At 59.3% G+C, this 25,008-nt stretch carries 24 protein-coding genes; 19 read left to right on the top strand and 5 right to left on the bottom strand.

The features are described 5' to 3' along the window. Positions 1 to 12: 12 nt before the first annotated feature. Complete coding sequence (nifE, locus tag B0G57_RS28880) at positions 13 to 1,512, bottom strand: nitrogenase iron-molybdenum cofactor biosynthesis protein NifE (RefSeq protein WP_102607353.1); 1,500 nt, start codon at positions 1,510 to 1,512, stop codon at positions 13 to 15. 357 nt (positions 1,513 to 1,869) lie between these two features. On the opposite strand from nifE, the gene B0G57_RS28875 reads away from it, so the two are divergent. Continuing rightward, positions 1,870 to 2,544 (top strand): ankyrin repeat domain-containing protein, encoded by a 675-nt coding sequence (locus B0G57_RS28875; RefSeq protein ID WP_317615755.1) that lies wholly within the window; start codon positions 1,870 to 1,872, stop codon positions 2,542 to 2,544. A gap of 12 nt (positions 2,545 to 2,556) precedes the next feature. After that, complete coding sequence (locus tag B0G57_RS28870; RefSeq protein WP_102607352.1) at positions 2,557 to 3,063, top strand: ArsC/Spx/MgsR family protein; 507 nt, start codon at positions 2,557 to 2,559, stop codon at positions 3,061 to 3,063. Between the two features lie 54 nt (positions 3,064 to 3,117). Here B0G57_RS28870 and B0G57_RS28865 read toward each other — a convergent pair whose 3' ends face one another. Together B0G57_RS28865 and nifA are read right to left on the bottom strand one after the other, a co-directional pair. After that, on the bottom strand, positions 3,118 to 3,312 hold the full coding sequence (locus tag B0G57_RS28865) for a 4Fe-4S binding protein (RefSeq protein WP_102607351.1): 195 nt from the start codon (positions 3,310 to 3,312) through the stop codon (positions 3,118 to 3,120). Between the two features lie 193 nt (positions 3,313 to 3,505). Beyond that, a complete protein-coding gene (gene nifA, locus B0G57_RS28860) occupies positions 3,506 to 5,176 on the bottom strand; it encodes a nif-specific transcriptional activator NifA (protein WP_102607350.1) in 1,671 nt (556 codons plus the stop codon). A 410-nt stretch (positions 5,177 to 5,586) separates the two neighbouring features. On the opposite strand from nifA, the gene nifV reads away from it, so the two are divergent. Continuing rightward, a complete protein-coding gene (gene nifV / locus B0G57_RS28855; RefSeq protein ID WP_102607349.1) occupies positions 5,587 to 6,723 on the top strand; it encodes a homocitrate synthase in 1,137 nt (378 codons plus the stop codon). 157 nt (positions 6,724 to 6,880) lie between these two features. Beyond that, positions 6,881 to 7,639, top strand: coding sequence for an IclR family transcriptional regulator (locus tag B0G57_RS28850; RefSeq protein ID WP_102607348.1), 759 nt, complete (start codon positions 6,881 to 6,883; stop codon positions 7,637 to 7,639). Between the two features lie 222 nt (positions 7,640 to 7,861). Here B0G57_RS28850 and B0G57_RS28845 read toward each other — a convergent pair whose 3' ends face one another. After that, positions 7,862 to 8,794, bottom strand: coding sequence for a LysR family transcriptional regulator (locus tag B0G57_RS28845; RefSeq protein ID WP_102607347.1), 933 nt, complete (start codon positions 8,792 to 8,794; stop codon positions 7,862 to 7,864). Between the two features lie 90 nt (positions 8,795 to 8,884). On the opposite strand from B0G57_RS28845, the gene B0G57_RS28840 reads away from it, so the two are divergent. From B0G57_RS28840 to B0G57_RS28820, 5 genes are all read left to right on the top strand, one after another. Then, positions 8,885 to 9,916, top strand: a complete 1,032-nt coding sequence (locus B0G57_RS28840; protein WP_102607346.1) for an EamA family transporter — start codon at positions 8,885 to 8,887, stop codon at positions 9,914 to 9,916. 247 nt (positions 9,917 to 10,163) lie between these two features. Next, the gene (locus B0G57_RS28835; protein ID WP_399278997.1) at positions 10,164 to 10,862 is read left to right on the top strand and encodes an iron-containing redox enzyme family protein; all 699 of its coding nucleotides are present in this window, start codon (positions 10,164 to 10,166) and stop codon (positions 10,860 to 10,862) included. A 10-nt stretch (positions 10,863 to 10,872) separates the two neighbouring features. After that, positions 10,873 to 12,108 carry an ATP-grasp domain-containing protein gene (locus B0G57_RS28830; RefSeq protein ID WP_102607345.1) on the top strand — a complete coding sequence of 412 codons (1,236 nt, stop codon included), beginning with the start codon at positions 10,873 to 10,875 and terminating at the stop codon, positions 12,106 to 12,108. Between the two features lie 213 nt (positions 12,109 to 12,321). Continuing rightward, on the top strand, positions 12,322 to 13,506 hold the full coding sequence (locus B0G57_RS28825; protein ID WP_102607344.1) for a beta/alpha barrel domain-containing protein: 1,185 nt from the start codon (positions 12,322 to 12,324) through the stop codon (positions 13,504 to 13,506). Then, positions 13,506 to 14,825, top strand: coding sequence for an ATP-grasp domain-containing protein (locus tag B0G57_RS28820; RefSeq protein WP_223258763.1), 1,320 nt, complete (start codon positions 13,506 to 13,508; stop codon positions 14,823 to 14,825). Before B0G57_RS28825 ends, B0G57_RS28820 begins: the two co-directional genes overlap by 1 nt. A gap of 20 nt (positions 14,826 to 14,845) precedes the next feature. On the opposite strand, the gene B0G57_RS28815 is transcribed toward B0G57_RS28820, so the two are convergent. Beyond that, positions 14,846 to 15,757: a LysR family transcriptional regulator gene (locus tag B0G57_RS28815; protein ID WP_102607343.1), complete on the bottom strand. Its 912-nt coding sequence runs from the start codon at positions 15,755 to 15,757 to the stop codon at positions 14,846 to 14,848. Between the two features lie 176 nt (positions 15,758 to 15,933). On the opposite strand from B0G57_RS28815, the gene nodB reads away from it, so the two are divergent. The 10 genes from nodB to B0G57_RS32000 all read left to right on the top strand — a co-directional run. Continuing rightward, positions 15,934 to 16,521, top strand: coding sequence for a chitooligosaccharide deacetylase NodB (gene nodB / locus B0G57_RS28810; protein ID WP_233216019.1), 588 nt, complete (start codon positions 15,934 to 15,936; stop codon positions 16,519 to 16,521). A gap of 20 nt (positions 16,522 to 16,541) precedes the next feature. Continuing rightward, the gene (gene nodC / locus B0G57_RS28805) at positions 16,542 to 17,900 is read left to right on the top strand and encodes a chitooligosaccharide synthase NodC (RefSeq protein WP_102607395.1); all 1,359 of its coding nucleotides are present in this window, start codon (positions 16,542 to 16,544) and stop codon (positions 17,898 to 17,900) included. 9 nt (positions 17,901 to 17,909) lie between these two features. Next, positions 17,910 to 19,025, top strand: coding sequence for a nodulation factor ABC transporter ATP-binding protein NodI (nodI, locus tag B0G57_RS28800; RefSeq protein ID WP_399279029.1), 1,116 nt, complete (start codon positions 17,910 to 17,912; stop codon positions 19,023 to 19,025). A gap of 3 nt (positions 19,026 to 19,028) precedes the next feature. After that, positions 19,029 to 19,817, top strand: a complete 789-nt coding sequence (locus B0G57_RS28795) for an ABC transporter permease (protein WP_223258766.1) — start codon at positions 19,029 to 19,031, stop codon at positions 19,815 to 19,817. 29 nt (positions 19,818 to 19,846) lie between these two features. Next, on the top strand, positions 19,847 to 20,686 hold the full coding sequence (locus tag B0G57_RS28790; protein ID WP_269845400.1) for a sulfotransferase: 840 nt from the start codon (positions 19,847 to 19,849) through the stop codon (positions 20,684 to 20,686). Positions 20,687 to 20,808: 122 nt separating this feature from the next. After that, a complete protein-coding gene (locus tag B0G57_RS28785) occupies positions 20,809 to 21,399 on the top strand; it encodes a NodA family N-acyltransferase (protein ID WP_102607339.1) in 591 nt (196 codons plus the stop codon). A 160-nt stretch (positions 21,400 to 21,559) separates the two neighbouring features. Next, positions 21,560 to 22,195 (top strand): nodulation methyltransferase NodS, encoded by a 636-nt coding sequence (gene nodS, locus B0G57_RS28780; RefSeq protein WP_102607393.1) that lies wholly within the window; start codon positions 21,560 to 21,562, stop codon positions 22,193 to 22,195. Positions 22,196 to 22,207: 12 nt separating this feature from the next. After that, positions 22,208 to 23,938 (top strand): nodulation protein NodU, encoded by a 1,731-nt coding sequence (gene nodU / locus B0G57_RS28775; RefSeq protein WP_102607338.1) that lies wholly within the window; start codon positions 22,208 to 22,210, stop codon positions 23,936 to 23,938. A 165-nt stretch (positions 23,939 to 24,103) separates the two neighbouring features. Further along, positions 24,104 to 24,703: an adenylyl-sulfate kinase gene (gene cysC, locus B0G57_RS28770; RefSeq protein ID WP_102607337.1), complete on the top strand. Its 600-nt coding sequence runs from the start codon at positions 24,104 to 24,106 to the stop codon at positions 24,701 to 24,703. Then, positions 24,700 to 25,008, top strand: a 309-nt coding sequence (locus B0G57_RS32000) for a hypothetical protein (RefSeq protein WP_233216017.1), incomplete at its 3' end; no start/stop codon positions are given. The genes cysC and B0G57_RS32000, both read left to right, overlap by 4 nt.

Below are 25,008 nucleotides of genomic sequence, written 5' to 3'. Positions count from 1 at the left end.
TCCCCGCTGTGCTTAAGACGCGAAGGCCGACTCGACACCTACTGCGCGGGCGCGCACGCTTTCCAGCGGCGGCACGGGCGTGGGGAGCTCGGGTACCTGTCGCTGCACGGCATCGAGCGTCTCGCCGTCGTCCCCCCACGGCGCCGGGATACGGACCTGCTGCCAAACGGGGTTGTGCATCGCGCGGTCGATTTCGCACACCAGTTCGACGATTCCCTCATACCCGGCGTATGGATGATGGCGCTCCTGGTTGATATCGAGCCAGGGCATGCGCGCCTTCAGCGCAACGAATTGCGAACGCCCGCCGGACAACATGATGTCGGCCCTTGCGTCGCGCAGCATCTTGTACATCTCGTGTGGCGCCATATTGTCGATCATCTGCGCACCGTCGCCCATAATCTCGTGGATCCTCTCTCTATCCTCCTTGGTACTCTTCTTTACGCTTGTGCCGACAATCTCGAGCCCGACCTCCTGCAGCGCGGCGACAACAGACCACGACTTCACACCGCCCGTAATAAGCAGTACGCGTTTGCCCTGCAGGCGCTTGCGGTACCGCGCGATCCGCCCCCACGCCCGAGCCTCTTCTGCCGCAATCAGGCGCTCTGTCCGCCCGATCAGGTCATCGGGTGCGCCCTGTTGCACCAGCAGCCTCACCATCTGGCGCAGCGTGTCGCTTACGTCGCCTATCCCATAGAAGGAGCCCTCGAAATACGGAATACCGTAGCGCTGCTCCATCTTCGTCGCGATGTTGATCATTGACTTCGAGCACACCATCACGTTGACCTTAGCCCGGTGCGAAGTCGCGATCTCGCCGTATCGGCCGTTGCCAGAAATGCACGAAAGAATACGAATACCGAGAGCGTCGAGGAGCGGCTTCGTCTGCCACAGTTCGCCCGACAGGTTGTATTCGCCGATGATGTTGATGTCGAATGACGTCGTGTGTGCCGGCTCACGTGTGCCGATCACGTAATCGAGAATCGCCTCGGCGCCGAGCTTGTTACCGAGATTCTTCGAGCCCGCGAAGCCGGGCGCGTTCACCGGAACGACGGGTTTGCCGAACTTTTCTGACGCCCGCTTGCAAACCGCCTCGACGTCGTCGCCGATTAACGCGGTCACGCAGGTCTGATAGACGAACACGGCGGGCGGGTCGTATTTCTCAATGATTTCGCGCACGCTCCTGAACAGCCGCCTCTCACCGCCGTATACGACGTCGAGTTCATTAATGTCAGTCGTGAAGCCAGTGCGATAGAGCGTCGAGCCCGACGATGCTGCATTGCGGTTATCCCAGGAATTTCCTTCGCACGCGATCGGCCCGTGCACGAGGTGCGCCACGTCGACGACTGGCTGCAGCGCGACCTTTGCGCCGTCGAACGCACAGCCGCCCGCTGACGCGCCTGGCGAGAGCTGCCTCGTGCAGCCGGTCTTGCGCTCCTTCTCGCTTTTGGCTTGGTTCCTTTCGCAACCGCGTTCGTCGAAGACCTCGGCAATCTTTGCCTTGAGGGAGGCAGACATACAAGCTCCTGACTATCTGGTCCGCACCAACTCGCAAGTTCCGCACCATGATTTCCGTCAGCGCGGAACGCGCCGCTGCGCCGCTTGGTCCTCTCTCCGGTTGTCCTCCTCGATAGCTACATTGGGATGCGAGCGCGACTGTCGTGTCTTGCGCTTCCGATGTCAGCTTCCGCACAATCGGAGCAGTCCTTGTCGCGAAGGGAACGCACGCTCTGACCGCTGAACCCGCGTCTCGCGCTCTGAGTGGCATTGGGTCGATTGGCATGGTGGTTGCGCCAGCGCTGGCCACCAACACACCCACACGCTTTAGTCGTCCCGCCCGTGGCTCAGACGCCACCTTACAACTGCAACAGGACCATGAATATGCCTTTTCCTCTCACACCGCTATCAAGAGACACCGACACGGAGCGAGCACTGCGCGCCGACAATGACGCGACACCTCTCCCCGCGCTAGTCGCGACTTGGCTCGCGCGGAACGACTTTCCTCATCCCCTTTCGCGCAGCGTCAACGGCCTTACGCCATTGATGCTAGCCGTGCGACAAGACGATCACGCTGTGATGAACGCGCTCATCGCGCTTGGCTTGCAGATCTATGCGGTCGACGACGCCGGCAACAACGCGCTTTGGTATGCGAGTACCGGCGGTTCACCTGCATCGATCGTTCGCCTCGTCGATGCAGGTATCGATATTGACCACGCGAACGATGACGGTATCACGTGCCTCATGCAGGCAGCGGCGAACGGCAGGACCGAGGTAATGCGGTTGCTAATTGCGCAAGGCGCGAATGTCACACTATGCGCGCCGGACGGACGCAGCGCGATGGACATCTTGGCAGACCGCGACCTTGACTTGCCGTGCGCGACGCTTCCGGTCGATCGCCGGCAGATGCCGTACTGTGGACTCATGCTATCGGTGTCGAGATTTGCTGCATACCGCAGTGCCAATGACAGTTCTTACCATACCGGCGCATCTCAAGATCACGAATTTTGCGCTCGTCCTACACGAAGGCCAACCGTGAAATCATTCCGCTGAAATCGATCCGAAATGACGCACGTGATTTTTTACGAAAAACCCGGCTGCAGCGCGAATGCGGCGCAGAAGGCGCTACTCATCGCCGCCGGGCACACACTCGAGGTGCGCAATCTGCTGCGCTGGCCATGGACGCCAAAAACGCTGTTCGCCTTCCTCGAGCCGCTGCTTGTTCCCGAATGGTTCAACCGCGCGGCGCCCGAGATAAAGTCGGGTCGGCTCGCGCCCGAATTGCTGGATGCTGCAAGCGCGCTCGCGTGCCTCCTTGCCGAACCGCTTTTGATCCGCCGTCCACTGATGGAAGCTAGCGGCATGCGGGTAGTCGGTTTCGATGCCGAGCATGTGGACGCGTGGATTGGGCTCGGCCCACTGAAGGAGGCCCAGATCGGCGGCAACTGTCCGCTCGGAGACCGTTCGGCGGCGAACTGCACGCGAGTATCCTCGGAGCCGCTCCGCGACGACTCCAGCACCGCGTGCAAGAGGGGAATTCAACGCAACCTTGATGACGAGTGGCGCGGGTAAAGGCTGCAGCGCGGCAGATGATCGCTCAACCGCGACCCAATCGAAGATCGGGGATTAACAGTGCACTATGCACCCGTCCACAGGGCACACAGCGACGCACTGCGGACTATCGAAGTGGCCTTCGCATTCCGTGCACTTCTTCGGGTCGATGGCAAACACACCGCCTTTCTCGGTGATCGCGACGTTCGGACATTGCGGCTCGCAAGCCGAGCAGCCTGTGCAGGTTGACGCAACAATCTTGAGGCTCATGGAGATGCTCCTTGTCGATATGATCTATCGGATCACCGACGCCAGATCCGTGCCAAGCGACAATACCTCCCGTGCATTTAGCGACGCCGTTACAAAGTACACAACGCAAGTCAACTCCGCCCACATCCAACGGCGTGCGAGGCGCAGTTCACTTGCCGCATGGCGGAGAGCACACGGTGCGCGTCGCTGACGATCAGAAGCGCCGTACCTTGATCCCGTGCTTGCGCAGTGCGTAGCCGATCTGTCGCGGCGTGATTTTGAGAAGCCGCGCCGCCTTCGCCTGCACCCAGCCGCAGCGCTCCATCGCCCAAATGAGCCGTTCGCGCTCGCCATCCGGCCTGTCGTCGCCGTTCGGCAGGTTGAGCCCTACGTGATCGCGATCAGTGCCATTGACCCTGCTCGATGGTGGCATCGCGGCGCTCCGCAGGGAGTCTGGCACTTCGCTAATTGAGATGTCTGACGTGCCTGCAGGGCGCACGGCGTCCTCTCGCTGGATATGGTGCAACACTTTCGCCGTGCATCGATCGGACTCGCAGAGGAATGAGAGGCGATCGATCGTGTCATGATGCGTCATTGTCGCCGTACGCTCAACGCAATTCTCGAGCTCGCGTACGTTACCGGGCCAATGACAGCTCATCAGCACGCGCATCGCGTCATCGCTGAAGCACAGCGAGCGACCGTGGTCGCGATTGAAGCGATCGAGAAAGTGCTGCGCCATCGCGGGAATGTCGTCGCGCCGCTCGCGCAGCGGCGGCAATGGAATACTGACGACGTTGATCCGGTAGTACAGATCCGCACGGAACTCGCCGTCCCTCACCATCCGCTCTAGATTTCGATTGGTGGCAAAGATCAGCCTCACGTCGACTTTCACTGGTCTCACGCCGCCCACTCGTTCGAACTCGCGCTCCTGCAACACGCGCAAAAGTTTTGCCTGGAAGGACGGCGAAATATCGCCGATCTCATCGAGGAAGAGAGTCCCGCCCTGCGCCAGTTCGAATCGTCCCTTGCGTTGACATTGCGCACCCGTGAACGCGCCTTTTTCATGGCCAAACAGCTCGCTCTCCAGCAGCGATTCCGTGAGCGCCGCACAGTTGACCGAGACGAATGGTTGCTCCTTGCGCGGTGACAGGCGGTGAATCGCACGTGCGATCACTTCTTTGCCGGTGCCGCTCTCGCCGCGTAATAGCACCGTTGTGCGCGTCGGCGCGACCTGATGGACCTGTCCGAATACCTCCTGCATCGGTGCGGACGTACCGACCACTTGGTCGAGCTGCAGAACGGGACGGACCGTCTTCCGGATGCGCCAGACTTCGTCCTGCTTGCCGCCGCGCGTCGTGCTCGCCCCCAGATGGAGCAAAAGCGCCTGCGCCATCGGCGTCGCAACCACCTTCATCAGGTGCAGGTCGCTCGCCAACAGGCGGTTGCCGCCTGGATTCTCGCAGAATGCGACCAGCACACCCAGAGGGCGCCATTCGTGCCGAATCGGCACCGCGAGCAGGGCCACGCTCTCATCGTCGGGCGCACCCGCGCCCCCTGTGCGGTCGAGGAACATCGGCTCGTCGCGCACCGCGGGCACGATTACGGGCGACCCGATCGTGTAAATCCGTCCGACGATCCCCTCGCCGGGCAGAAAGCATACGCGCTGCCGCCAGTCCTCCTGCAGCCCCGTGCTGCATAGACCCCGCAAACGTCCGTCTGACTCTGCAATGGCAATGAACGCGGAACGCCAGCCGAGCGCATATGCCATGTAACGCAACGACGTATCGAATGTCTGCCTCACGTCCTCCGATGAGATGAGCGTCTTGCATATTTCATAGATCACATCGAAATCACAAGAAGTCGCTTTGGCATGGATGTTCGGCATGGGTTTTTTCGCTCCAGCGATGGGCTCTCCGGGATCATTGTGCGCATGCCAGACGCCGTTGCAAGCCACAATCCGTACCGGTTCGTACGAATCTGGACGGCGCGGGCACGTGCATCCACGAAGCCGACAACAAAATCGCCGTTGCAATGTCGGAAATGAACGACAAAGACAACAACACGTTTCACTGAGTCCACGATGCTAACCGAAAAAGTGCTGGCGGGACCGTGCGACTTCCTCTATCTAATTCATTTCGAATCCGCTCCACAATGGGCGAAATGATGAAGAAAATTGTCGGGAACAAGACACTCACGACATGACGACGTCCTGATTGTCGCTCGGACTCGTAGCGCCAAGAGAGGGTTGGCCCGCACCTTGCAGGTACAACCGCAAAGACTCGAGGGACCGCACCCATGTCGACTCCGATCATCAACGACACGACCTTGCGCGACGGCGAGCAGGCTGCCGGCGTAGCATTCACTGTCGCAGAGAAATGCGCAATCGCGACCGCGCTATCTGGGGCTGGCGTCCCCGAGCTCGAAGTCGGTATTCCCTCGATGGGGCCGGAGGAAATTGCGTGCATTCAAGCAATTGTGGACTTGCGTCTCCAAGCCAGAGTTATGGTATGGGGCCGGCTAACGCTCAGCGATCTAGCTGCCGCGCTGTACTGCAATCCCGACATCGTTCACCTGTCCATCCCAGTATCTGACACTCACTTGCAGTACAAGCTGCGGCAGCCACGAACATGGGTGTTTGCACAAATCAGGCGAGTGGTCGGCGAGGCAGTGAAGGACGGCCTCAAGGTGTCGCTCGGCGCAGAAGACGCGTCGCGCGCGGATCCCGCATTCGTTGCCCAAGTCTCGTGGCTCGCCCAGAATTGCGGTGCACAGCGGATCCGCTTCTCGGACACAGTCGGTGTACTCGATCCATTCTCCACCTATGAGGCAATCGCGCGGCTGCGCGACGCGGTTGATATCGAGATCGAGATTCATGCGCACGATGATCTAGGGCTCGCGACTGCAAACACGCTTGCCGCGCTACGTGCCGGCGCCACACATGCGAACACGGCCGTCAACGGCCTCGGCGAGCGAGCGGGCAATGCATCGCTCGAAGAAGTCGTGATGGCCGCGCGCCATCTTCTCGGCCGGGACACAGGCGTTGATACGACGGCGCTCGTCGGCCTTTCGCGGCTCGTCGAACATGCCTCGGGCAGGACCGTTGCGTTTGGCAAGAGCATCGTAGGAAGTGGTGCTTTCACGCACGAATCGGGGATCCGTGCCGACGGTCTTGCGAAGAATCCCGCTACGTACGAGGGCTTCGATCCGGCCGAACTTGGCCGCAAGCGCTCGCTCGTGCTAGGCAAGCACTCCGGTTCGCAAAGCGTGCGCCAAGCCTATGGCGCGCTCGGCCTGACGCTCAGTGAGCGGCTCGTACCGGTTCTGCTCAAACGGATCCGCCACCACGCGACCGAACGCAAGCAAGAGCCCGACGAGCGTGATCTATATCGCTTCCTGATGGAAGCGGGCAACGTCGCGAAAGAGCCGCCATAAGCGACATCCCTCGTGCCACGTTCGCTTCAGGCCGCAAGGCGATTTCGATGCCGAACGCACTGCTCGACAAGCCTATACGTGCTCGATCCCGCCGATCGGCTTGCGCTCCGCATTTAAAGCCCAGGTCACGTCCCCCCCCACAAAACATAGGCACCGCATGCGACCAAGACCAATCCCCGAAACAAGCGCCGAGGGCGCCGCCACGCTCGACCGTGCATTCGCGATTCTCTTTGCGTTCCGCTTGTCCGGCCAGAAAGGCCTCTCATTCGAGGAGCTTGCCGCGCGCACCGGGCTCTACAAAAGCACGGTCCTACGATTGACAGCGTCGCTCATGCAACTCCGGATGATCTATCGAGACGACGACGGCCGCTACCACATTGGACCCACAGCGCTGCAACTGGGCGCGCTCTATCAGCGCGGCCTGCAACTTTGTGATGCAATTTTGCCGTCGATGCACGCACTGCGCGACGACAGCGGCGAGAGCCTCTCGTTTCACGTAATGCGCGAGAAGTTAATCGTCTGCCTATGCCGCTTGAATTCGTCGCGCACGGTCTGCGATCACATTCAAGAAGGCGACGTACAGACGATGACCGAAAACGCCGCCGGCTATGTGCTAGCCGCATTCAGTCATGCACCCGGTAAGCGCTATGAGCAAATCCGGTACGACTGCTGTTGTGTATTGCCAGGTCAGCATGAGATGGATACCGCCAGCATCGCCGTTCCGGTGTTCTCAGCGATGCAGTCGCTCGCTGGCGCTCTCGCGTTGACAGGACCCGCGTCGCGCATCGACGTAACTCGGCTAGGCCGGATGAAGCGGCCGATGATTGAGGCGGCGATCACCGCGAGTAAGCGATTGGGCAGCGATGCCGCACCGCTGCGCGCCGCACTAAGGTCAATCGAGCGAAAACAGAATTAGCAAAGCCGATTGTTAACGGCGGCACTTGTTGATGGATACGGAATCGGATTGCCTTTCTACCACAATACCCAATTATGATGATGAAAGTCGTTCGGATCGCTATCATTATTCATGTGGGGAGAAATGCACTGTGGGCTGAATGCTTCACGCGTCCAGCGAAGCTGCGCGAGCGCGAAAATTGCCAATTCCCTCCTCCACCCAATCCGCGACTCGTGCAGAAAATCACGAGCTGCAGCGGCCTGTTGATGCGCTCCCTCTCGAGTGGAGCACGTCGTCATCGGACGAACCTAGCTGCAGCGCCCGAAATAAGAAGCGCTGAAGCGTCGTTGCCGCTGGCGTGCAGCCGTCCGCATTTCCGTGGCTGAACAGCCCGAATTCGGCCACGGGCGGCGTCGGCAGACCGGCAACACACGGATCAATTGCATGCATCGTATCGCGGCGCACATTCCAGTCGAGTAGCACAGCAACACCGAGCCCGGCCTCGACGGCCGACTGGATTGCGGACAGGCTCGTGCTCACGCACGCGACGCGCCACGCGATGCCGGCTTCGCGCAACGTCTCGAAGAAGTTTTCCTGCCATCGACATGCTCCGCTGAATGCCACAATCGGTAGGGGGCCGCCGCGTAAGTCAGCACTGCGCGTACGCGCGGCTGCCCACCGAAGAGGATGCCGCCAAGTGACGAGCGGTTCGGCGTAGATGTGCGCAGGATCGCCGATCGCGAAATCGAGCGTGTTGCTCGCGAGCCGCCGGGATAGCGCGGGACTCGAGTCGACGACGATTTCGAGCGCGACATCGGGAAACGATGCCGAAAACTGGCGCAGCGCGTGCCGAAGGTGACTCATTGCGATATCCTCGAGAATGCCGACCCGTACCGCGCCTGAGATGTCGCCCGCGTTCAGCGCGGCACGCGCGGCGAGGCCGATTTCGAGCAGCTTGTGCGCGTACGGGAGTAGCACGCTGCCCGCCGGCGTCGGCTTGACGCCGCGCGGCGAGCGCTCGAGCAAACGCTGACCGACTTGGTCTTCAAGGCGTCGAAGCGCCATGCTGATAGCAGCCTGAGTGCGATTGAGTGCTATCGCGGCATTGCTCACGCTACCCGTTTCCACCACAGTCACAAAGATACGCAGTAGCGTGCTGTCGAGATCGCGAACCATCAATTTTCCTCATGCAAACATAAACATTATCAGCTTACACCAAGCGTACAGCTGCGGTTAGCATCCTCATCAAGGACGCGGAGAGGATGCATGAATCAAGAATTAAATGCAAAGGAATTAACGGCAAAAGAACCCGAGCGCAAAGCGCCGAATTTGTCAAAATTGTTCTCACGCGCCGTTGCACCGCTGCTCGTCGTCGCATCGATGTGCAGTGTCCAACTCGGCGCCGCGCTGTCGCGGCCTGCGACGCTAGAGTACGGCACCATTAGCATAACTTGGCTGCGGCTCTGCTTTGCGGCCTTCGCCCTCGCGGCCATCATACGGCCGCCGCTGAACACGTATTCGCGGAAGCACTGGTTCGCCGCGATCGCGCTTGGCAGCGCGGCAGCATGCATGACGCTGTGCTTCTTCGAGGCAGTGCGCCGCATGCCACTCGCGCTTGCAGTCGCGATCAACTTCCTCGGGCCGCTCGCGGTCGCGACGTTCAGTGTACGCAAACCGGCATTGCTGGCGTGGCCGGTTCTCGCGGCAGCCGGCGTGCTACTACTCATTCGCGATAACGGTACGTGGGTTGTCGCCTTGGCCGACCTGGTCTTCCCGATCGGGGCGGCGTGCGGCTGGGCCGCGTACATCGTGTTGACGAAGCACGTCGGGACACTGTTCGAGGGACTAGAAGGACTTGCCGTGTCACTGATCACGGCTGCCGTCGTCACGACTCCCTTCGGACTCTTACAAAGTGGGGGCCATTTGCCTCCCAGACAACTGATTGACGCCGCGTATCTTTCGGTGCTGGTACCGCTCGTCCCATACGCCCTAGAACTGATCGCGCTGCGCCGAATGAGTGCGTCAGTGTTCGCCATTCTAATGAGCGCGGAACCTGCGATTGCGGCCGCAATCGGCTTCATCATACTTGAAGAACCGATGAGCACGTCCCGGATCTTTGGCACGCTCTGTGTTATCACCGCGAGCATCTGCGCGATTGTGGTGGAGAAACCGATCTCGCTGTCAGCAAGGCGGCGCGTTCGTGCAAGGGATTCACGACTGCCGGCGCTACGACCAGAAACGCGGAATCAACCCGCTTCTCCTGACGCAGATCGATGTAAGGGGCGTCGAAAGCTTTGACGTGCCCCGATCTCGCAAAGGCGGAGTTGGTCTGGAATCGTCGGAAAGTGTCCCGCAGTACCGCCTTCTCATCGCGCAATAACTTGCCGCGGTTTCGGCATGGCAGTAACGGGTTTTCCGCAAGTTCGAACGTACAGAATTGCTTCATCTACAGACCACCTGGCTCCCGGCTTCCCACGATCGGAGTGGGGACGCACCGGTTGCACCGTATTCCTGTCTTTGTTTTCTGATTTTATCTGGAGGTTGAATGATGGTAAGGAACGACCGTGCACGTCTCGAACAAGTAGCGGCGCATGGAATGCAGCAGATGTTCACCGCTTCGCCGGAAACCGCGGCGTTTCATCGTGGCGAGTGGATCGACAGCGAATACTATCGTCGGCACCTCGTCGAAACAGTGCTGCGTATCCGCCTCAACAATGAAGTCGACGCATTCGCGCTTTACAAGATAGGTTCCAAGGACAACGCGCTCGCGCAGACTCTCGCGCAATACCTCTCCGAGGAATATGGGCACGAAGGGCTGTTCCTGCGCGACATTGAGAAATTTGGCCTGACGGCCGATCAAGTGGACCACATCGCGCCATTCCACAGCACCGACAAGCTGATCGGCTACTTGTACCTGAGCATCTGCCGTGACGGTCCGCTGCCGACGATGGTGTGGAACTGGTTCGTCGAATGGTATTCGGATCTCTACAACAAGACGATCACCTCAGCTGCCGCCCGCGTGTTCGGCGACCAACACGTGCAGGGTTCGCGCCGCCATATCGAGTATGACGAAACGCACTTTCATGACGACCTGATGTGGGCCGCCGTGCAGCGGTCAATCGACAGCTGGGGTGGAATCGACAAGGCGGAAACGTATCTGCGCCACTTCATCGCGCTGATCGGCGAATACTTCGATGAGTTGCGCGCCGCGACCGTTCCGCAGCCCAAAACCGCCGCAGCGTAGGGAGCGTTCCATGACCGCAGTCATCGTCGTCGAACCGGCATCGTCGGGCACGGCGCTTATCGCTGCCGCTGCGCGCCTTGGAGTCGCCGCGCACGTATTCTCCGCCGACCGCGCCGAGCGCGTTGTGCCACCTGAACTGCGCGCTGCGGCCGCTTCTTTCACGACGGTGGATACTGCGTCGGCAAACGCGGTTGCGGCCGCCGCGCGTGCCGTCGGCGCCGACGCGATCGTGCCCGGTTTCGAATACACGGTCCGCTCGGCTGCGGAAGCGGCCGCGCAGCTCGGCCTGCCGCATCTGCCGCTGGAAGCGGCGACGCTCGCGCGCGACAAGTACCAGAGTCGGAAACGCCTCGCAGACGCCGGACTCGCGGTGCCACGCTTCGCCCGAATAACAGGTTCGCAAGACATCGTCGCGGCGGCTTCGCTGGTCGGCTTCCCGGCCGTCCTGAAGCCTGTCGACGGCTGCGGCAGCCAGCTCGTCACGCGAGTCGACTCCCTGCAGGAACTGCGGTTTATGGCCGAGAGCGCCATGCGCGCGGTTGTTGTCGATATGGGCTGCAAGATCGGCCAAGCTTTGCTGCTTGAGCAATATCTCGAGGGCCCCGAATACAGCATCGAAGGCTACATCGGTCCACTTGGGCCGCGCGTAGTGGCAGTGACCGAGAAGCTGCTCGGCCCAGAGCCATATTTTGTCGAGATGGGACATGTCGTCGAAGCGCCGCTCACACCGGACCGTCGAGCGACACTTGTTGCATATGTCGAGGCGGTCGCGAAGTGTATCGGCCTCACGCTCGGCGTGTTCCATGCAGAGGCTCGCATTACCCGAGACGGCCCGGTGTTGATCGAAATGGCCGCGCGGCTCGGCGGTGATCGGATCTACCGGCTCGTCGAACTCAGCAAATCGATCTCGCTGCCGGACGTAATGATACGTGGTCATCTCGGCGACGTGGTTCCGACGCCCGACTGCAAAGAGGCGCTCGCGACGTGCGTGAGCGGCGTTAAGTTCCTCGCGACCTCAGCGGAGCGGTTCGCCGGTGCCGCGGGCATCCAAAAAGTGCGCGCACTGCCCGGCTTCCAGGAGGTCGAGGTCTACTCGCACATCGGCGGTACGGTGCCGCAGCTGACTGACTTTCGCGGCCGCGTCGGGCATGTACTGTTTACCGCCTCGGATCGACCGACGCTCGATTTCCGCCTCGCCGAAGCCCTGCGCATGCTTAGACTCGATCAATCCTGTATCGACAATTGATGATGCCATCTTGCCGCGGCGCCATCACGCATTCGGCCGCAAGGTCTGCTAAGGCACGGTCCTCGCGCGGTTCCGCTACCGCGACGCATCGGAAAACGAAATCGCCGCAGCAATCCGCGCGGTGCCGCACGATTTCCGCATAGCGCTCACGGATGTCGTGAGCGCGAATTCATGCGCGAGAGCCCATGGGCGATAACCCGAGAGAATAGTGAAATGTCTGCACCGATTATCAACGACACCACCCTATGCGACGGCGAGCAAACCGTCGGAGTCGCGTTCACACTCGATCAAAGATGCGCGATCGCGGCCGCGCTATCACGAGCCGGCGTCGCCGAAATCGAAGTCGGCATCCCCGCCCTGGGTGAAGACGAAATCGCGCGCATCAAGGCGATCGTCGACTTGAATCTCGACGCCCGCCTGATGGTATGGGGGGACCTGACTCAACGAGACCTTGCCGCGGCGTTGCGCTGCAATGCCGATATCGTCCACCTCTCAATTCCCGTTTCTGACATTCGTTTGCAGGACAAGCTGCAAAAGCCGCGCAGATGGGTGCTGGAGCAAATCGCGCGCGTCATCGCCGAGGCAGTGAAGAGCGACCGCAAGATTTCCCTCGGCATGGAAGACGCCTCGCGCGCAGACCCCGCCTTCCTCGTGCAAGTGGCGCGCTGCGCGCAGCAACACGGCGCGCAGCGCGTGCGCTTCGCCGATACCCTTGGCGTGCTCGATCCGTTTTCGACCTACGAGGCCATCGCAAGGCTGCGCGATGCCGTCGACCTCGAGATCGAAATCCACGCGCACGACGACCTCGGACTCGCCACAGCCAACACGCTCGCTGCCCTGCGGGCGGGAGCCACCCACGCGAACACCACAGTCGACTGCTTGGGCAAGCGAGCCGGCAATGCGGCACTCGAAGAGATCGTTATCGGCGCGCGACACCTGCTAGGACGGGACACCGGGATCAATACCGAAGCCCTGCCCGCAGTTTGTCGACTAATCGAATGGGCGTCGGGCCGCATCATTTTTTCCGACAAGAGCATCGTTGATCGCGGCGTCCTCACGTCCGACCCCAGCGATCGCACCGGCGGCATCACGAAGCATCGCAGGACACACGAGGAGTTCGAATATCCCCAGCCAGGACGGCAGCGGTCGGTAGCACTCGGAGAACATTGTGGCCCCCAAAGCGTGCACCAGGCCTACAGCGCGCTAGGCGTGAGCGTGGCCGAGTGGCTCGTCCCACTGCTGCTCGACCGCATCCGTCATTTCGCCGCACAGTACAAGCAGGCTCCAAGTGCAAGCGACCTCTATCGCTTTCTCGCAGAAGCTGGTGAAACGCTCGATTTGCGACTTGCTGAAGCGCTTCGCGCGCTCAAACTCGATTTGTCGCGTACCGATAGTTGATGAGACCAAGCAACATGACGCTCAATCCGTCCTCCGAACGCAATCGCATCGTCGTACTGAACCGTTGGTCTGACGACTTCGCCGCCTACCATCGCTATATCGACCATACCGCGCATGATGTCGCATATGTCTGCACGCCAAACGGCGCCGCGGCGCTCGCTGCGCCGCACATCGCGCACGTCGAACACGTGCCCGATTTCGTCGACGAGCGTGCGCTGCATGAGGCCGTGCTCGCGTGCAGCGCGGCTCTCGGTGGCATCGATCGGCTGATCGCGCTGTCCGAATTCGACCTGATGGCGGCTGCCCGCCTTCGTAATGCGTTCGGCATCTTTGGTGACCGGCCCTTCACAGTCGTACGCTTTCGCGACAAGGCCGTCATGAAGCGTGCCGTCGCAGCGGCCGACCTGCGTGTGCCCCGCTTCGTCGCGATGAAAGATGTCGTGTTCCGAGATCCGAAGCTGATTGGTGCCATGCGCTTTCCGCTCATCTTGAAGCCGCGCTCAGGCGCGGCAAGCGCAGGCGTTCGGCGCGTCGACACGCGCGCGCAACTAGATGCGCTTTGGCCAACGCTACCGCTTGCCGACTATGAATGCGAGGAGTACATCGAAGGGACCATCTACCACGTTGACGGGTTCGTTGCGGGCGGGGCATTCGCGATTGCGCGCGCGTCCCGCTACGTCAACACTTGCCTCGACTTTGCGCAGGGCAAGCCCCTCGGCTCGGTGATGCTCGATCCGGGACCGTTGAACGATGCGCTGCTCACGTTTGCGCGTGCGTGCCTGCACGCACTAGCATTGAGCGACGGTGCATTCCATATCGAAATAATTGATGGCGTCGATGGTCTTTACTTCCTTGAGGTCGGCGCCCGCGTGGGTGGTGGAGAAATTCCGTTCTTATTCCGTGATCTGTACGGCGTTGATCTGTTCCATCTGTGGGTCGCGCAGCAATCCGGTGATAAGGCACATTTCGACGCACGGCTGGCAGCCACGCGAGCCGTATCGGCGTCGCCCAGGCGCGGCGGCTTTCTGATGCTGCCCGAGCCAATCGGCAGCCGGTTCGTCGACGCCGAGTTGCCAGAAGGAATCGCGGCTCTCTACCATGCCATCTTGCCGAAGCGCGATCATGTATTCGAAGGCAAGGGCGGCTACGACACGATCCTCGCGCGGTTCCGTTATCGGGGCACGTCGGAAGACGAAATCGCCGCGGCAATCGACGCGACGCTGCGCGAATTCCGCTTTACGCTTACTGACGTTGTGACGAGCATGAACCGGGGCGGGCCCCTGGACGATTTGCGAGACTGTACCCCTCGGCCCACCTGAGTTCTCGCTCATCCCGTCGTTCACTTGATACTGCTTCGAGCCTCTTGCAGTAACAGCCCGCGCATCCAGACACTCGCTGGATCACCATTATGAAGCGCAGGCCATTGGATGGTCTCAGTGAATGTGGAAAGCGGCAGAGGAACTTCGACGATCCGCAGCGGTACGAATTCCGCGAAATACTTGGCCAGCCTCAAGGGGATTGTAGCGATACGCTGGGTACCTGACAGCATTGGCGGGATCATGCTGAAGCTTGGAACCACGACTTCGGCCCTCCTCTTGAGGCCAAGATCGAGTAAAAAGAATTCCTCGATAGAGGCTTTGCGCCCGCGTCCGAACCTCACGGTAACGTGCCCCATCGAGATATATTTGTCGAGCGAGAGCCGCCGCGATAGCTGTTTGTTCGTCGGACAGCCCACGCATACGAGCCTCTCGTCGAGGAGCCGCACTTTGGGATGGGTATTACTGAGGAACAATTCCGGCATGATAAGAAAATCCGCCTCGCCCCGCCGGAGTATGTCATTGGGGTCGTCGTCGAGGGGTAGCAATTCGAAACTGACGGAGGGCGCCTCCCGCGCCACGCGCCTTACGACGTTTTGAAAATACACGAGCATCATGAAGTCGGAGAGGCAGATCCGGAAGCGGCGATTCGACTGGGCCGGGTCGAACGCATCTCGGGAAATGATGGAAAGCTGAATATGCAATAGAGCTTCGCGAACCGGCCCGGAGAGTTCCATCGCGCGCGCTGTCGGAACGAACTCGCGCCCCCTCATCACGAACAATTCGTCGCCAAAATAGTCGCGTAGCCGAGCGACGGCAGCACTCATCGCTGGTTGGCTGAGATTGATGCTTCGCGCCGCCATTGTCACGTTACGCTGCGTCATGAGCGCATCCAGCGCGACGAGGAGATTGAGATCAAGGCCTTTGAAACGCATTTTTTTACGGCATCCACGTCATGGATGCATGTCATCGAAACAATTAATTTTACAAATTTATCGACGTACTGCAAAGTTCGCATCGTCCTGAACGAAAGCAACCAGCCTTCGTAGCCTCATATCTTATGAACTTTGGAACTGCAGGGCCGCGACTCTGCCAACATCGCGACATCTACTTGACGTTTGACGACGGACCGAATTTGTCTTGCACACCGGATGTACTTGACCTACTCGCGCAACATCGGATTCCCGCAACGTTCTGCGTTATCGGTGCGTACGCGGCGGATCAGCCAAAGCTCATCGAACGGATGGTTGCCGAAGGGCACGAAGTAGCCAATCACACGATGACTCATCCTGATCTGTCCAGATGTGGGTCTGATGAGGTACAGCGCGAAATATTCGGTACCAACAGGATCATTCAGACGGCGTGTGCCGAAGCCAAGGTGCGACACGTGCGTGCACCGTACGGAATATGGACCGAGGAGGTATTCGCTGTATCAGCAAGAGCGGGGCTGGCAGCCCTGCACTGGTCGGTGGATCCAAAAGACTGGGCTCGCCCCGGTGTCGATGCGATTGTCGATGCGGTGCTGACGTCCATCCAGCCAGGCTCAATCGTGCTCTTGCATGACGGCGTACCTCCCGCCGAATCAGCAGGTTGCTCTAATGCCCAATCGCGCGATCAGACGCTCATGGCGCTTTCCCGTCTGATCCCTGCACTGCACGACCGCAAGTTTGTATTCAGCTCACTTCCTCAACGCCACTGAGCAAACTGATCTCTATGAACATGAACGGCGCTGCCACAATCAACACCGTTTCAGTTTTGTTGTATGGACTTCTATCCACCGTATATAAGGGCGTGCAGTACTTTCACACTCTGCCGACAAGCGGTCCTCCGGCGTCGAACAACACGGTCGGCGCCGACTTTCTACCGGACGTGGACGTCGTCGTACCGTGCTTCAACGAAGACCCGCGCACACTCCGGGCATGTTTGGCCTCCATTGCCGCTCAAGAATACGCCGGACGATTGACAGTCCATGTGGTCGACGACGGCTCCAGCAACTGCAACGCGTTGAGACCGGTACACCGCGCGTACGCGCACGACCCGAGATTCAACTTCATTCTGCTTCCCCAAAATGTTGGAAAGCGCAAGGCGCAGATTGCCGCAATACGCTTGTCATCCGGAGAATTGATACTCAACGTCGACTCAGACACGACACTTGCGCCCGACGTCGTCAAGAAGCTTGTAGTGGCAATGCGAGATACCGCAATCGGCGCTGCCATGGGGCAATTGAAGGCTAGCAACCGGGGCGATACTTTGTTGACCCGTCTAATCGATATGGAGTACTGGTTGGCCTGCAACGAAGAGCGTGCCGCTCAGGCTCGCTTCGGCGCCGTTATGTGCTGCTGCGGTCCATGTGCCATATATCGACGCACCGCGCTTCTTTTGCTGTTGGACCAGTACGAGACACAGCTGTTTCGGGGAAAGCCGAGCGACTTCGGCGAGGATCGACACCTCACGATTCTGATGCTGATGGCAGGCTACCGAACCGAGTACGTTGCAGATGCCATCGCGACCACAGTTGTTCCAGACCGGCTACGGCCTTACCTGCACCAACAACTACGCTGGGCGCGCAGCACTTATCGTGACACGCTGCTTGCGCTGCGACTACTGCCTACCCTCGATCGCTACCTCACGCTGGACCTGATTGGGCAGAACCTAGGTCCGCTGTTGCTTTCCCTATCGTTGCTATCCGGGTTCCTGCAGCTCGCGCTGACTGCCACAGTGCCCTGGCTGGCCATTCTCGTCATCGGAGCAATGACCACCATTCGCTGCAGCGTGGCAGCAGTTCGGGCTCGTCAGATCCGATTCCTCGGGTTTACTGTGCACACGCTGATCAACGTCTTTCTCCTACTCCCGGTGAAGGCCTATGCCTTATGTACGTTGAGCAACAGCGATTGGCTGACCCGCGGTTCCGCAGGCAATGTAACAAATGAGCAGAAAGAAGAGGTCAATACCCACGATCAGGCCAAGAAACAATGTGCGACGGGATCGCGGGCAGCTGACGCTCAGTCTGGTCAGCCGCATCTCACGCCCGATTCGTCGACATTGGTGACGCGTGACGAGTTCGTCAGCAGCGAGTGACCTCTTGCTATATGGGATGCCGACTCGTATTCGCGCAGTAATCGTCCGCTCACAACGTCGGCATCATCCCCAGGATGCCAACCCTTCCCTGTTAGCGGCTCGCCCACACGTGATGCCCGCGTCTTCGGTAGACCCGGGCGTTTGCAACGAAATTGGGCGCGGCATAGAGGCCCTTTCACTTTAAAGCAAATACATATGCTTCTTAGCTCCATGCCCACAACAGCAATCAAGTTCACCGGCGTAAGGAAGTCATATGGCGGCAGGAGTGTTGTCGATGGATTGTCGTTCAGCGTTGAACCCGGGGAGTGCTTCGGCCTGCTCGGACGAAATGGCGCAGGCAAGAGCACGACGGTGCGTATGGTCCTAGGCATGGCGCTCCCTGAAGCAGGCAAGATCACGGTGCTCGAAGAACCGGTGCCGGCACGCGCTCGCTCGGCACGCGCGCGCATTGGCGTGGTTCCGCAATTCGACAACCTCGAGCCCGGCTTCACAGTGCGGGAAAACCTGTTGGTATTCGGACGCTACTTCGGCATGAGCACACGTGAAATCGAAGCAGTGATGCCGTCGTTGCTCGAATTCGCTCACCTCGAGGGCCAGGCGTACTCGCGCGTTACTGACCTATCTGGTGGCATGAAGCGCCGGCTGACACTGGCACGCGCGCTGATCAACGACCCACAGTTGCTGGTAATGGACGAGCCTACAACTGGCCTCGACCCGCATGCGCGCCATCTGATCTGGGAACGCCTGCGCTCGCTGCTGGCACGCGGGAAGACAATTCTTTTGACCACCCACTTGATGGAGGAAGCCGAGCGGTTTTGCGATCGACTTTGCATCCTCGAGGATGGGCGCAGCATCGCCGAAGGCCGCCCTCATGCACTAATTCAACAATGGATTGGGAGCGACGTGATCGAGATCTACGGCGGCGATCCGCACGAGTTGCGTTCGCTGGTTGGGCCGTACGCGCAGCGCGTAGAGGTAAGCGGTGAGACGCTCTTTTGTTATGCGGCCGATCCGGCTCTGCTACGCGTGCAATTGCGCGCGCGTACGGGTCTGCGCCTTCTACAGCGTCCCGCGAATCTGGAAGATGTGTTTTTGCGGATAACCGGACGTGAGATGAAGGACTGAATGATGAGTGAAGCATATCTGACGGCCCTGCCAGCGAACGCTTGGAACTGGGGTGCGGTATGGCGCCGCAACTACCTGGCATGGAGAAAAGCCGCGTTCGCGTCGCTTCTCGCAAATCTCGCCGACCCGATGATCTACCTGTTTGGGCTTGGCTTCGGTCTTCGAATAATGATAGGCAGCGTTGACGGAACTCCATATATCGCGTTTCTGGCGGCCGGCATGGTCGCAACGACCGCGATGACCTCCGCTACTTTCGAAACGATTTATGCAGCGTTCTCTCGCATGCATACGCAGCGCATGTGGGAAGCGATATTGTGCACACAGCTCACACTCGGCGATGTCATTCTTGGTGAGTTGGCATGGGCCGCCACCAAGGCCTTTCTGGCCGGAACTGCGGTTATGTCGGTCGCCGCTATGCTGGGCTATGCAGCACTCCCATCTGTCCTCTACGTCATGCCAGTAGTGATCCTCACCGGCCTCGCCTTCGCAAGCCTGGCAATGATCCTCACTGCGGTTGCACCCAGTTACGACTACTTCGTGTTCTATCAAACGCTCGTTCTCACGCCCATGCTCTTCCTAAGCGGCGTGATTTTCCCGGTCGGCCAACTCCCCGGTGTTTTTCGGCAGCTAGGGCAATTCTTGCCGCTGGCGCATGCGGTCGATCTCATTCGTCCGGCGATGCTGGGGCGCACAGCGGGCGGAATCGGCCTGCATATCGGGGCACTTTGCGTCTACTCCGTATTGCCGTTCTTCCTGTCGACGGCACTTTTTCGCCGGCGCCTCATGTCTTGACAAAACTTGGGGCTAATCCGAGTTGGCCCATGAACCGCATCATGGAGATACATGTAATGAACTCCGCTACGCCACCCCCCCAGCCATTTGTAATCCTCGCGATGCCGAGGACAGGTACACACTATCTGGAAGAATTGCTGAACGAGCATCCGAACGTATCGAGTAATGGCGAGTTGCTCAATCGGTATGATGCGAATTGGGCAGATAGCGATCGCCTGGTACGTAGCGATCAAGAACTCCTGAAGCTAGCCTACCAGCATTATCCCCCCCGGGCCGGCAAAACAAATGTGGCGCATGTGGGTTGCAAGATCAACGAACCGCAGTTTCATGATCGCCCGGGATTCTTTGATGAGTTGACCCGCTGGCCGGGCCTCAAGGTGATCCTTGTGGTTCGAGAAAACACCTTGGAATCGCTGCGATCGCTGAAACAGGCGAGGCAAAGTGGTCAATGGCTGAAGTTTGGTTCGGACAGCGATTCGGCTCTGCCGCCACGCGTCAGATTGACGGTCGAAGACTGCGAGACCTACTTCAAGGCTGCCGACGATTTCCACGCCCGTGTGGCGCGCACGTTCGCTTCGACCAACATGTTGACGATCGACTATGAAAGCCTTCTTGAGGAGCCGTGTGCATGCCTTGAGAAGATCTGGAAATTCCTGGGGGCAGCGGCGCATCCCTTTTCAGGTGGCACTATCCTTCAGCGCCAAGAAGGCCGATCGCTGGATCAAACGTTAGAGAACTTCCATGAATTGAAGCGCCACTTTGCAGGGGGGCAGTATGCGAGGTTTTTCGAGATCGGGGCGATGAAAGGCACAAATACATGCCACGAAAGCGCTGGCCGTCACCCATCCATATCTCCACGTTTGCTCTAGAAGCATTCGATTTGATCAATCTTGCGGTCGCTATGTAGCGACAGAAACCGTTTTACACCGTGCGCGACGTCGCTGCGGCCGCGTTGCGGCGGCACGAACGCGTCGAAAACAGGTGACTTTAAATGTCCTCAAAGGTGCAATGGAGACTGTGCTGGGAAAACGAGCTGCAGCTCTCCGACCATGTCCAATTGGCTGATTTCTTTCGAAAGACCTATGGGCCGACTGGAGCCTTCAACGCAAAACCGTTCGAGGGCGGCCGAAGCTGGGCTGGGGCTAGGCCCGAACTCCGCGCAATCGCCTACGATTCGCACGGTGTGGCGGCTCACATGGGTTCGCTGCGTCGCTTCATCAAGGTTGGGTCGGTCGATCTGCTTGTAGCCGAACTGGGATTGTACGGAGTACGTCCAGACCTCGAGGGGTTCGGAATCGGCCATTCGATACGCGCGATGTATCCCGTGCTGCGAGAGCTTGGCGTTCCATTTGCTTTCGGTGCCGTTCGACATGCACTGCAAAACCACTTTGCGAGGTTCTGCCGGCACGGTCTTGGGACGATTTTATCGGGAGTCCGCGTGCGATCGACGCTCCCGGACATGCACCCCCAGTTGCCGCCTACGCGCGTTGAGGATGTACTCGCTGTGGTGTTGCCAATTGCCAGCTCGATGAGTGAGTGGCCGGCTGGCACGTTCATCGATCGCAACGGTCCGGAGCTATGAAACGCTCCACTCACCGATCTGAAATACGAAGCGGTTTTTCCTGCGGCCGCTATGAGTGCGGCACGTTCAAACTGCCCGCGATTTTGGCGATTCGCCTTGCTACGTTTTTTGAAGATGGACGGTGCTTGGCGGCACTTGTAGCGGCATGGTACGGAGGGAGATGACATTGACACATGAAACGAATTTCCAATTGCTGCATCGGGAATTGGAAGCAGACGATCCGTGGCGACTCGACAGCAATCCGTTCGAGCACGAGCGCCATAGGCAAATGCTTCATCTGTCACTGTCCAAGGGGTCCATCAAAAGCGCACTCGAAGTCGGATGCGCGAGGGGAGCCTTCACGGAAAAACTGGCACCCCATTGCGAACGGCTTACCGTGATTGATATCGTGCCACGTGCGATTGCCAGGACACGCGAACGGATGAAAGACGCACCTCACATCAACTGGATCGTCTCCGATGTCCAGCATTTCCGGAGTAAGGAACAATTCGATCTGATCGTCGTAGCGGAGGTTCTCTACTATCTCGACGGCATCGCCGAGGTGCGCACCGCTGTCCGCAATTTGGCACGGATGCTTGCGCCCGCTGGTCAGCTGGTATTCGGCTCTGCACGTGACGCCAATTGCCAGCGATGGGGTCACATCGCTGGAGCAGAAACGGTCATAGCGATCCTGACAGAAGAGCTGGTTGAGGTCGATCGCTTGAGCTGCATCGGTCAGTCGCTGAATGAAGATTGTCTGCTCGCGTGCTTTCGTAACCCGGCTCCGGTTTCGGATGAAACAGCTTTCCATCACTAGGCAGGAAATACTATGCGCATCTGCGGCATCAAACTGACCCACGACGGAGCGATTGCCGTCGTCGAGGAAGGGAAGCTCGTCTTTTGCATCGAGCAGGAAAAGCGAGACAACAATCCTCGGTATTTGGCAATCGACGACCTCGATGTCATCGAGATCATATTGTCCGAGCATGGTTTTCGAGTCGAAGATATTGACCAGTTTGTCATCGACGGTTGGGACGGAGAAGTCGAGTCGCAGTTTCGGATACTCAGTGGGTCTATCCCCGTTATTCTGAAAGGGGCTCCTTATGCCGAACGCCAGGCGGATAATCTTCTCGCCTCATACGACGCCTCAGGACTGATTGTCGGCGGCCGTTCCTTCCCTTACAATAGCTACCCTCACGTGTCAGGCCATGTGGCCTCCGCGTACTGCACTAGCCCTTTCGCTCAAAACGGGCAGCCAGCGTTATGCTTGGTGTGGGATGGTGGGATTGTCCCTCGCCTCTATCATGTACAGCGCCACGGCGCCCGCCTAGTTGATTGCCTGTTCCCCGTCATAGGTCACATTTACGCGGCGGCAGGTCATCACTTCGGACCCTACAAAAAGGCGAATGGTGCAGGATGGGATCTGGGTGTGGCCGGCAAGTTGATGGCTTACATCGCGCTAGGGTCGGTTTACGAAGACATCGTGACGGTATTTCGCGGGCTGTACCATCAACGGTTTGCTGGCGATACTGAATGTGCGCATGATTATCGCGAAAACATCCACGACGCGGACCTATCACTAGCGGCTGTGCGCGACTTCTTCGAAGCAAGCGCACTGCTGCTGGGAGGCAAGCCTCCCGAAGACGTGCTCGCCTCGTTTCATGTCTTTCTTGAGCGTCTACTCATTCATGAAATGGCGAATGCCCTGCAGCGCCATTCGTTTCCGGGACAAAGAAACCTGTGTATCGCTGGCGGATGCGGGCTCAATATCAAATGGAACAGCGCGCTGCGCGCGAGCGGCTTGTTCGACGCGATCTGGGTGCCGCCATTTCCAAACGATAGCGGATCGGCAATCGGTGCCGCCTGCTGCGCACTGGCAACTGACGAGGGTTTCGTGCCGCTGGATTGGTCACTGTACAGCGGGCCGTCAATGAAATGTGACCAAATACCACACGGATGGACGGCCTCGCCTTGCTCCGTGGCCAGACTCGCCAGAATTCTTGCCAATAACAAACCTGTCGTTTTCCTTGCTGGTCGGGCCGAGCTTGGACCACGGGCATTGGGAGGCAGAAGCATCTTAGCCGCTGCGACTTTGCCGGAAATGAAGAATCACCTCAACGACGTCAAGCTTCGCGAGCACTTCCGCCCCGTGGCACCCATATGCCTCGAGGACCGTGCGCCGACCATCTTTAACCCGGGGACTCCCGATCCCTACATGCTGTTCGACCATCAGATTCGGGCGGAATGGCGAGAGAAGATCCCTGCTGTCATGCATCTCGACGGATCTGCGCGATTGCAGACCATTTCAAGAAACTCCGAGCATCCGGTGGCGCAACTTCTCGTCGAATACGAAAGGCTCACGGGTATCCCAGTGCTCTGCAATACGAGCGCCAACTACCATGGGCGAGGTTTCTTCCCGGACGCGGCTTCAGCCTGCGACTGGGGACGCGTCGATCATGTCTGGTGTGATGGCGTGTTACTGACCAAGGCATGCGGAACTGGCCGGCCGTCGACAGTCGACGAAACACTTTCATCTGCGTCTCCGATTGGAGACCGCTGACGCGGGTCATCGGTGCTCTGTACGCCGCTGTCATTTGCGTTGGCAGTTCGCGCTATCACCTCGGGTCCGACGACGATCAAGACATGTTGCCTGGGCGGATTGCTGCGTGTTGACCTGCGGAGTGCAATCTCATTGACGATTCAAATCCCATGTACTGAGGCGAGTATGACGATAGAGGCGTCCGCTCCACATCTTTGCACACACGGCTTTCAGGTTGCTCCCGAGTCAAGGGCACAGTTGCTGCGACAAACACCGGCAATTCTCTGGTTCACCGGTCTGTCCGGGGCCGGAAAATCGACTATCGCCAACAGGGTCGAGGCGCGTCTCCATGCGTCTGGACACCTTACCTACGTCCTCGACGGCGACTCCGTCAGACTCGGGCTTTGCAAAGATCTCGGCTTTTGCAATGACGATCGACGCGAAAATATACGACGCGTTGCGGAAGTCGCAAAATTGATGGCCGATGCGGGGATCGTGGTGCTGGTCTGCCTTATCTCGCCTTTCCGCTCGGATCGAGAGATCGCCAAGTGCACCGCGGGCCAGCATAAGTTCGTCGAAATTCATGTTCACGCACCTTTGGCCGTAGCCGAGGCGCGCGATACCAAAGGACTTTATCGGCTCGCGAGACGAGGGGTGATACAGAATTTTACCGGCATTGACTCGCCGTATGAACCGCCAACGGCCCCGGACATCTTCATCGACACCAGCTCGACGTCCATCAATGAAGCCGCCAATACGGTCTTGGCCTGGGTTAAGAGTCATTGATCAAGCCGATGCACGGCAGCATCGATTGGATACCGCCGAAAAATACCGTTACATCAGCGGCACCGAGCGAAAGCCGTACCGACGCAGCACGCGCGTCGCCCGATCCTCACGGCGGACACGATCGCTCAACAAAAGTGCCCGGCGATGCCGGGCCAACAGCTCGCGAACTCCCGGAACGCGAGCTGGCGTGGAACGTCTCGTACCCACTTTTGTCTGGCGTCAACTACAACCGCCGCCGACGACAACTAAAATTGCCGCCCTATGCTGCTACCGGGGCTGACGCCGTCGGCTTCGCGCCGGCAGCT

It is taken from the genome of Trinickia symbiotica (assembly GCF_002934455.1).
Classification (GTDB): domain Bacteria; phylum Pseudomonadota; class Gammaproteobacteria; order Burkholderiales; family Burkholderiaceae; genus Trinickia; species Trinickia symbiotica.
The sequence above is the reverse complement of the archived record's forward strand: the minus strand, read 5'-3'. Positions and strand labels throughout refer to the sequence as shown.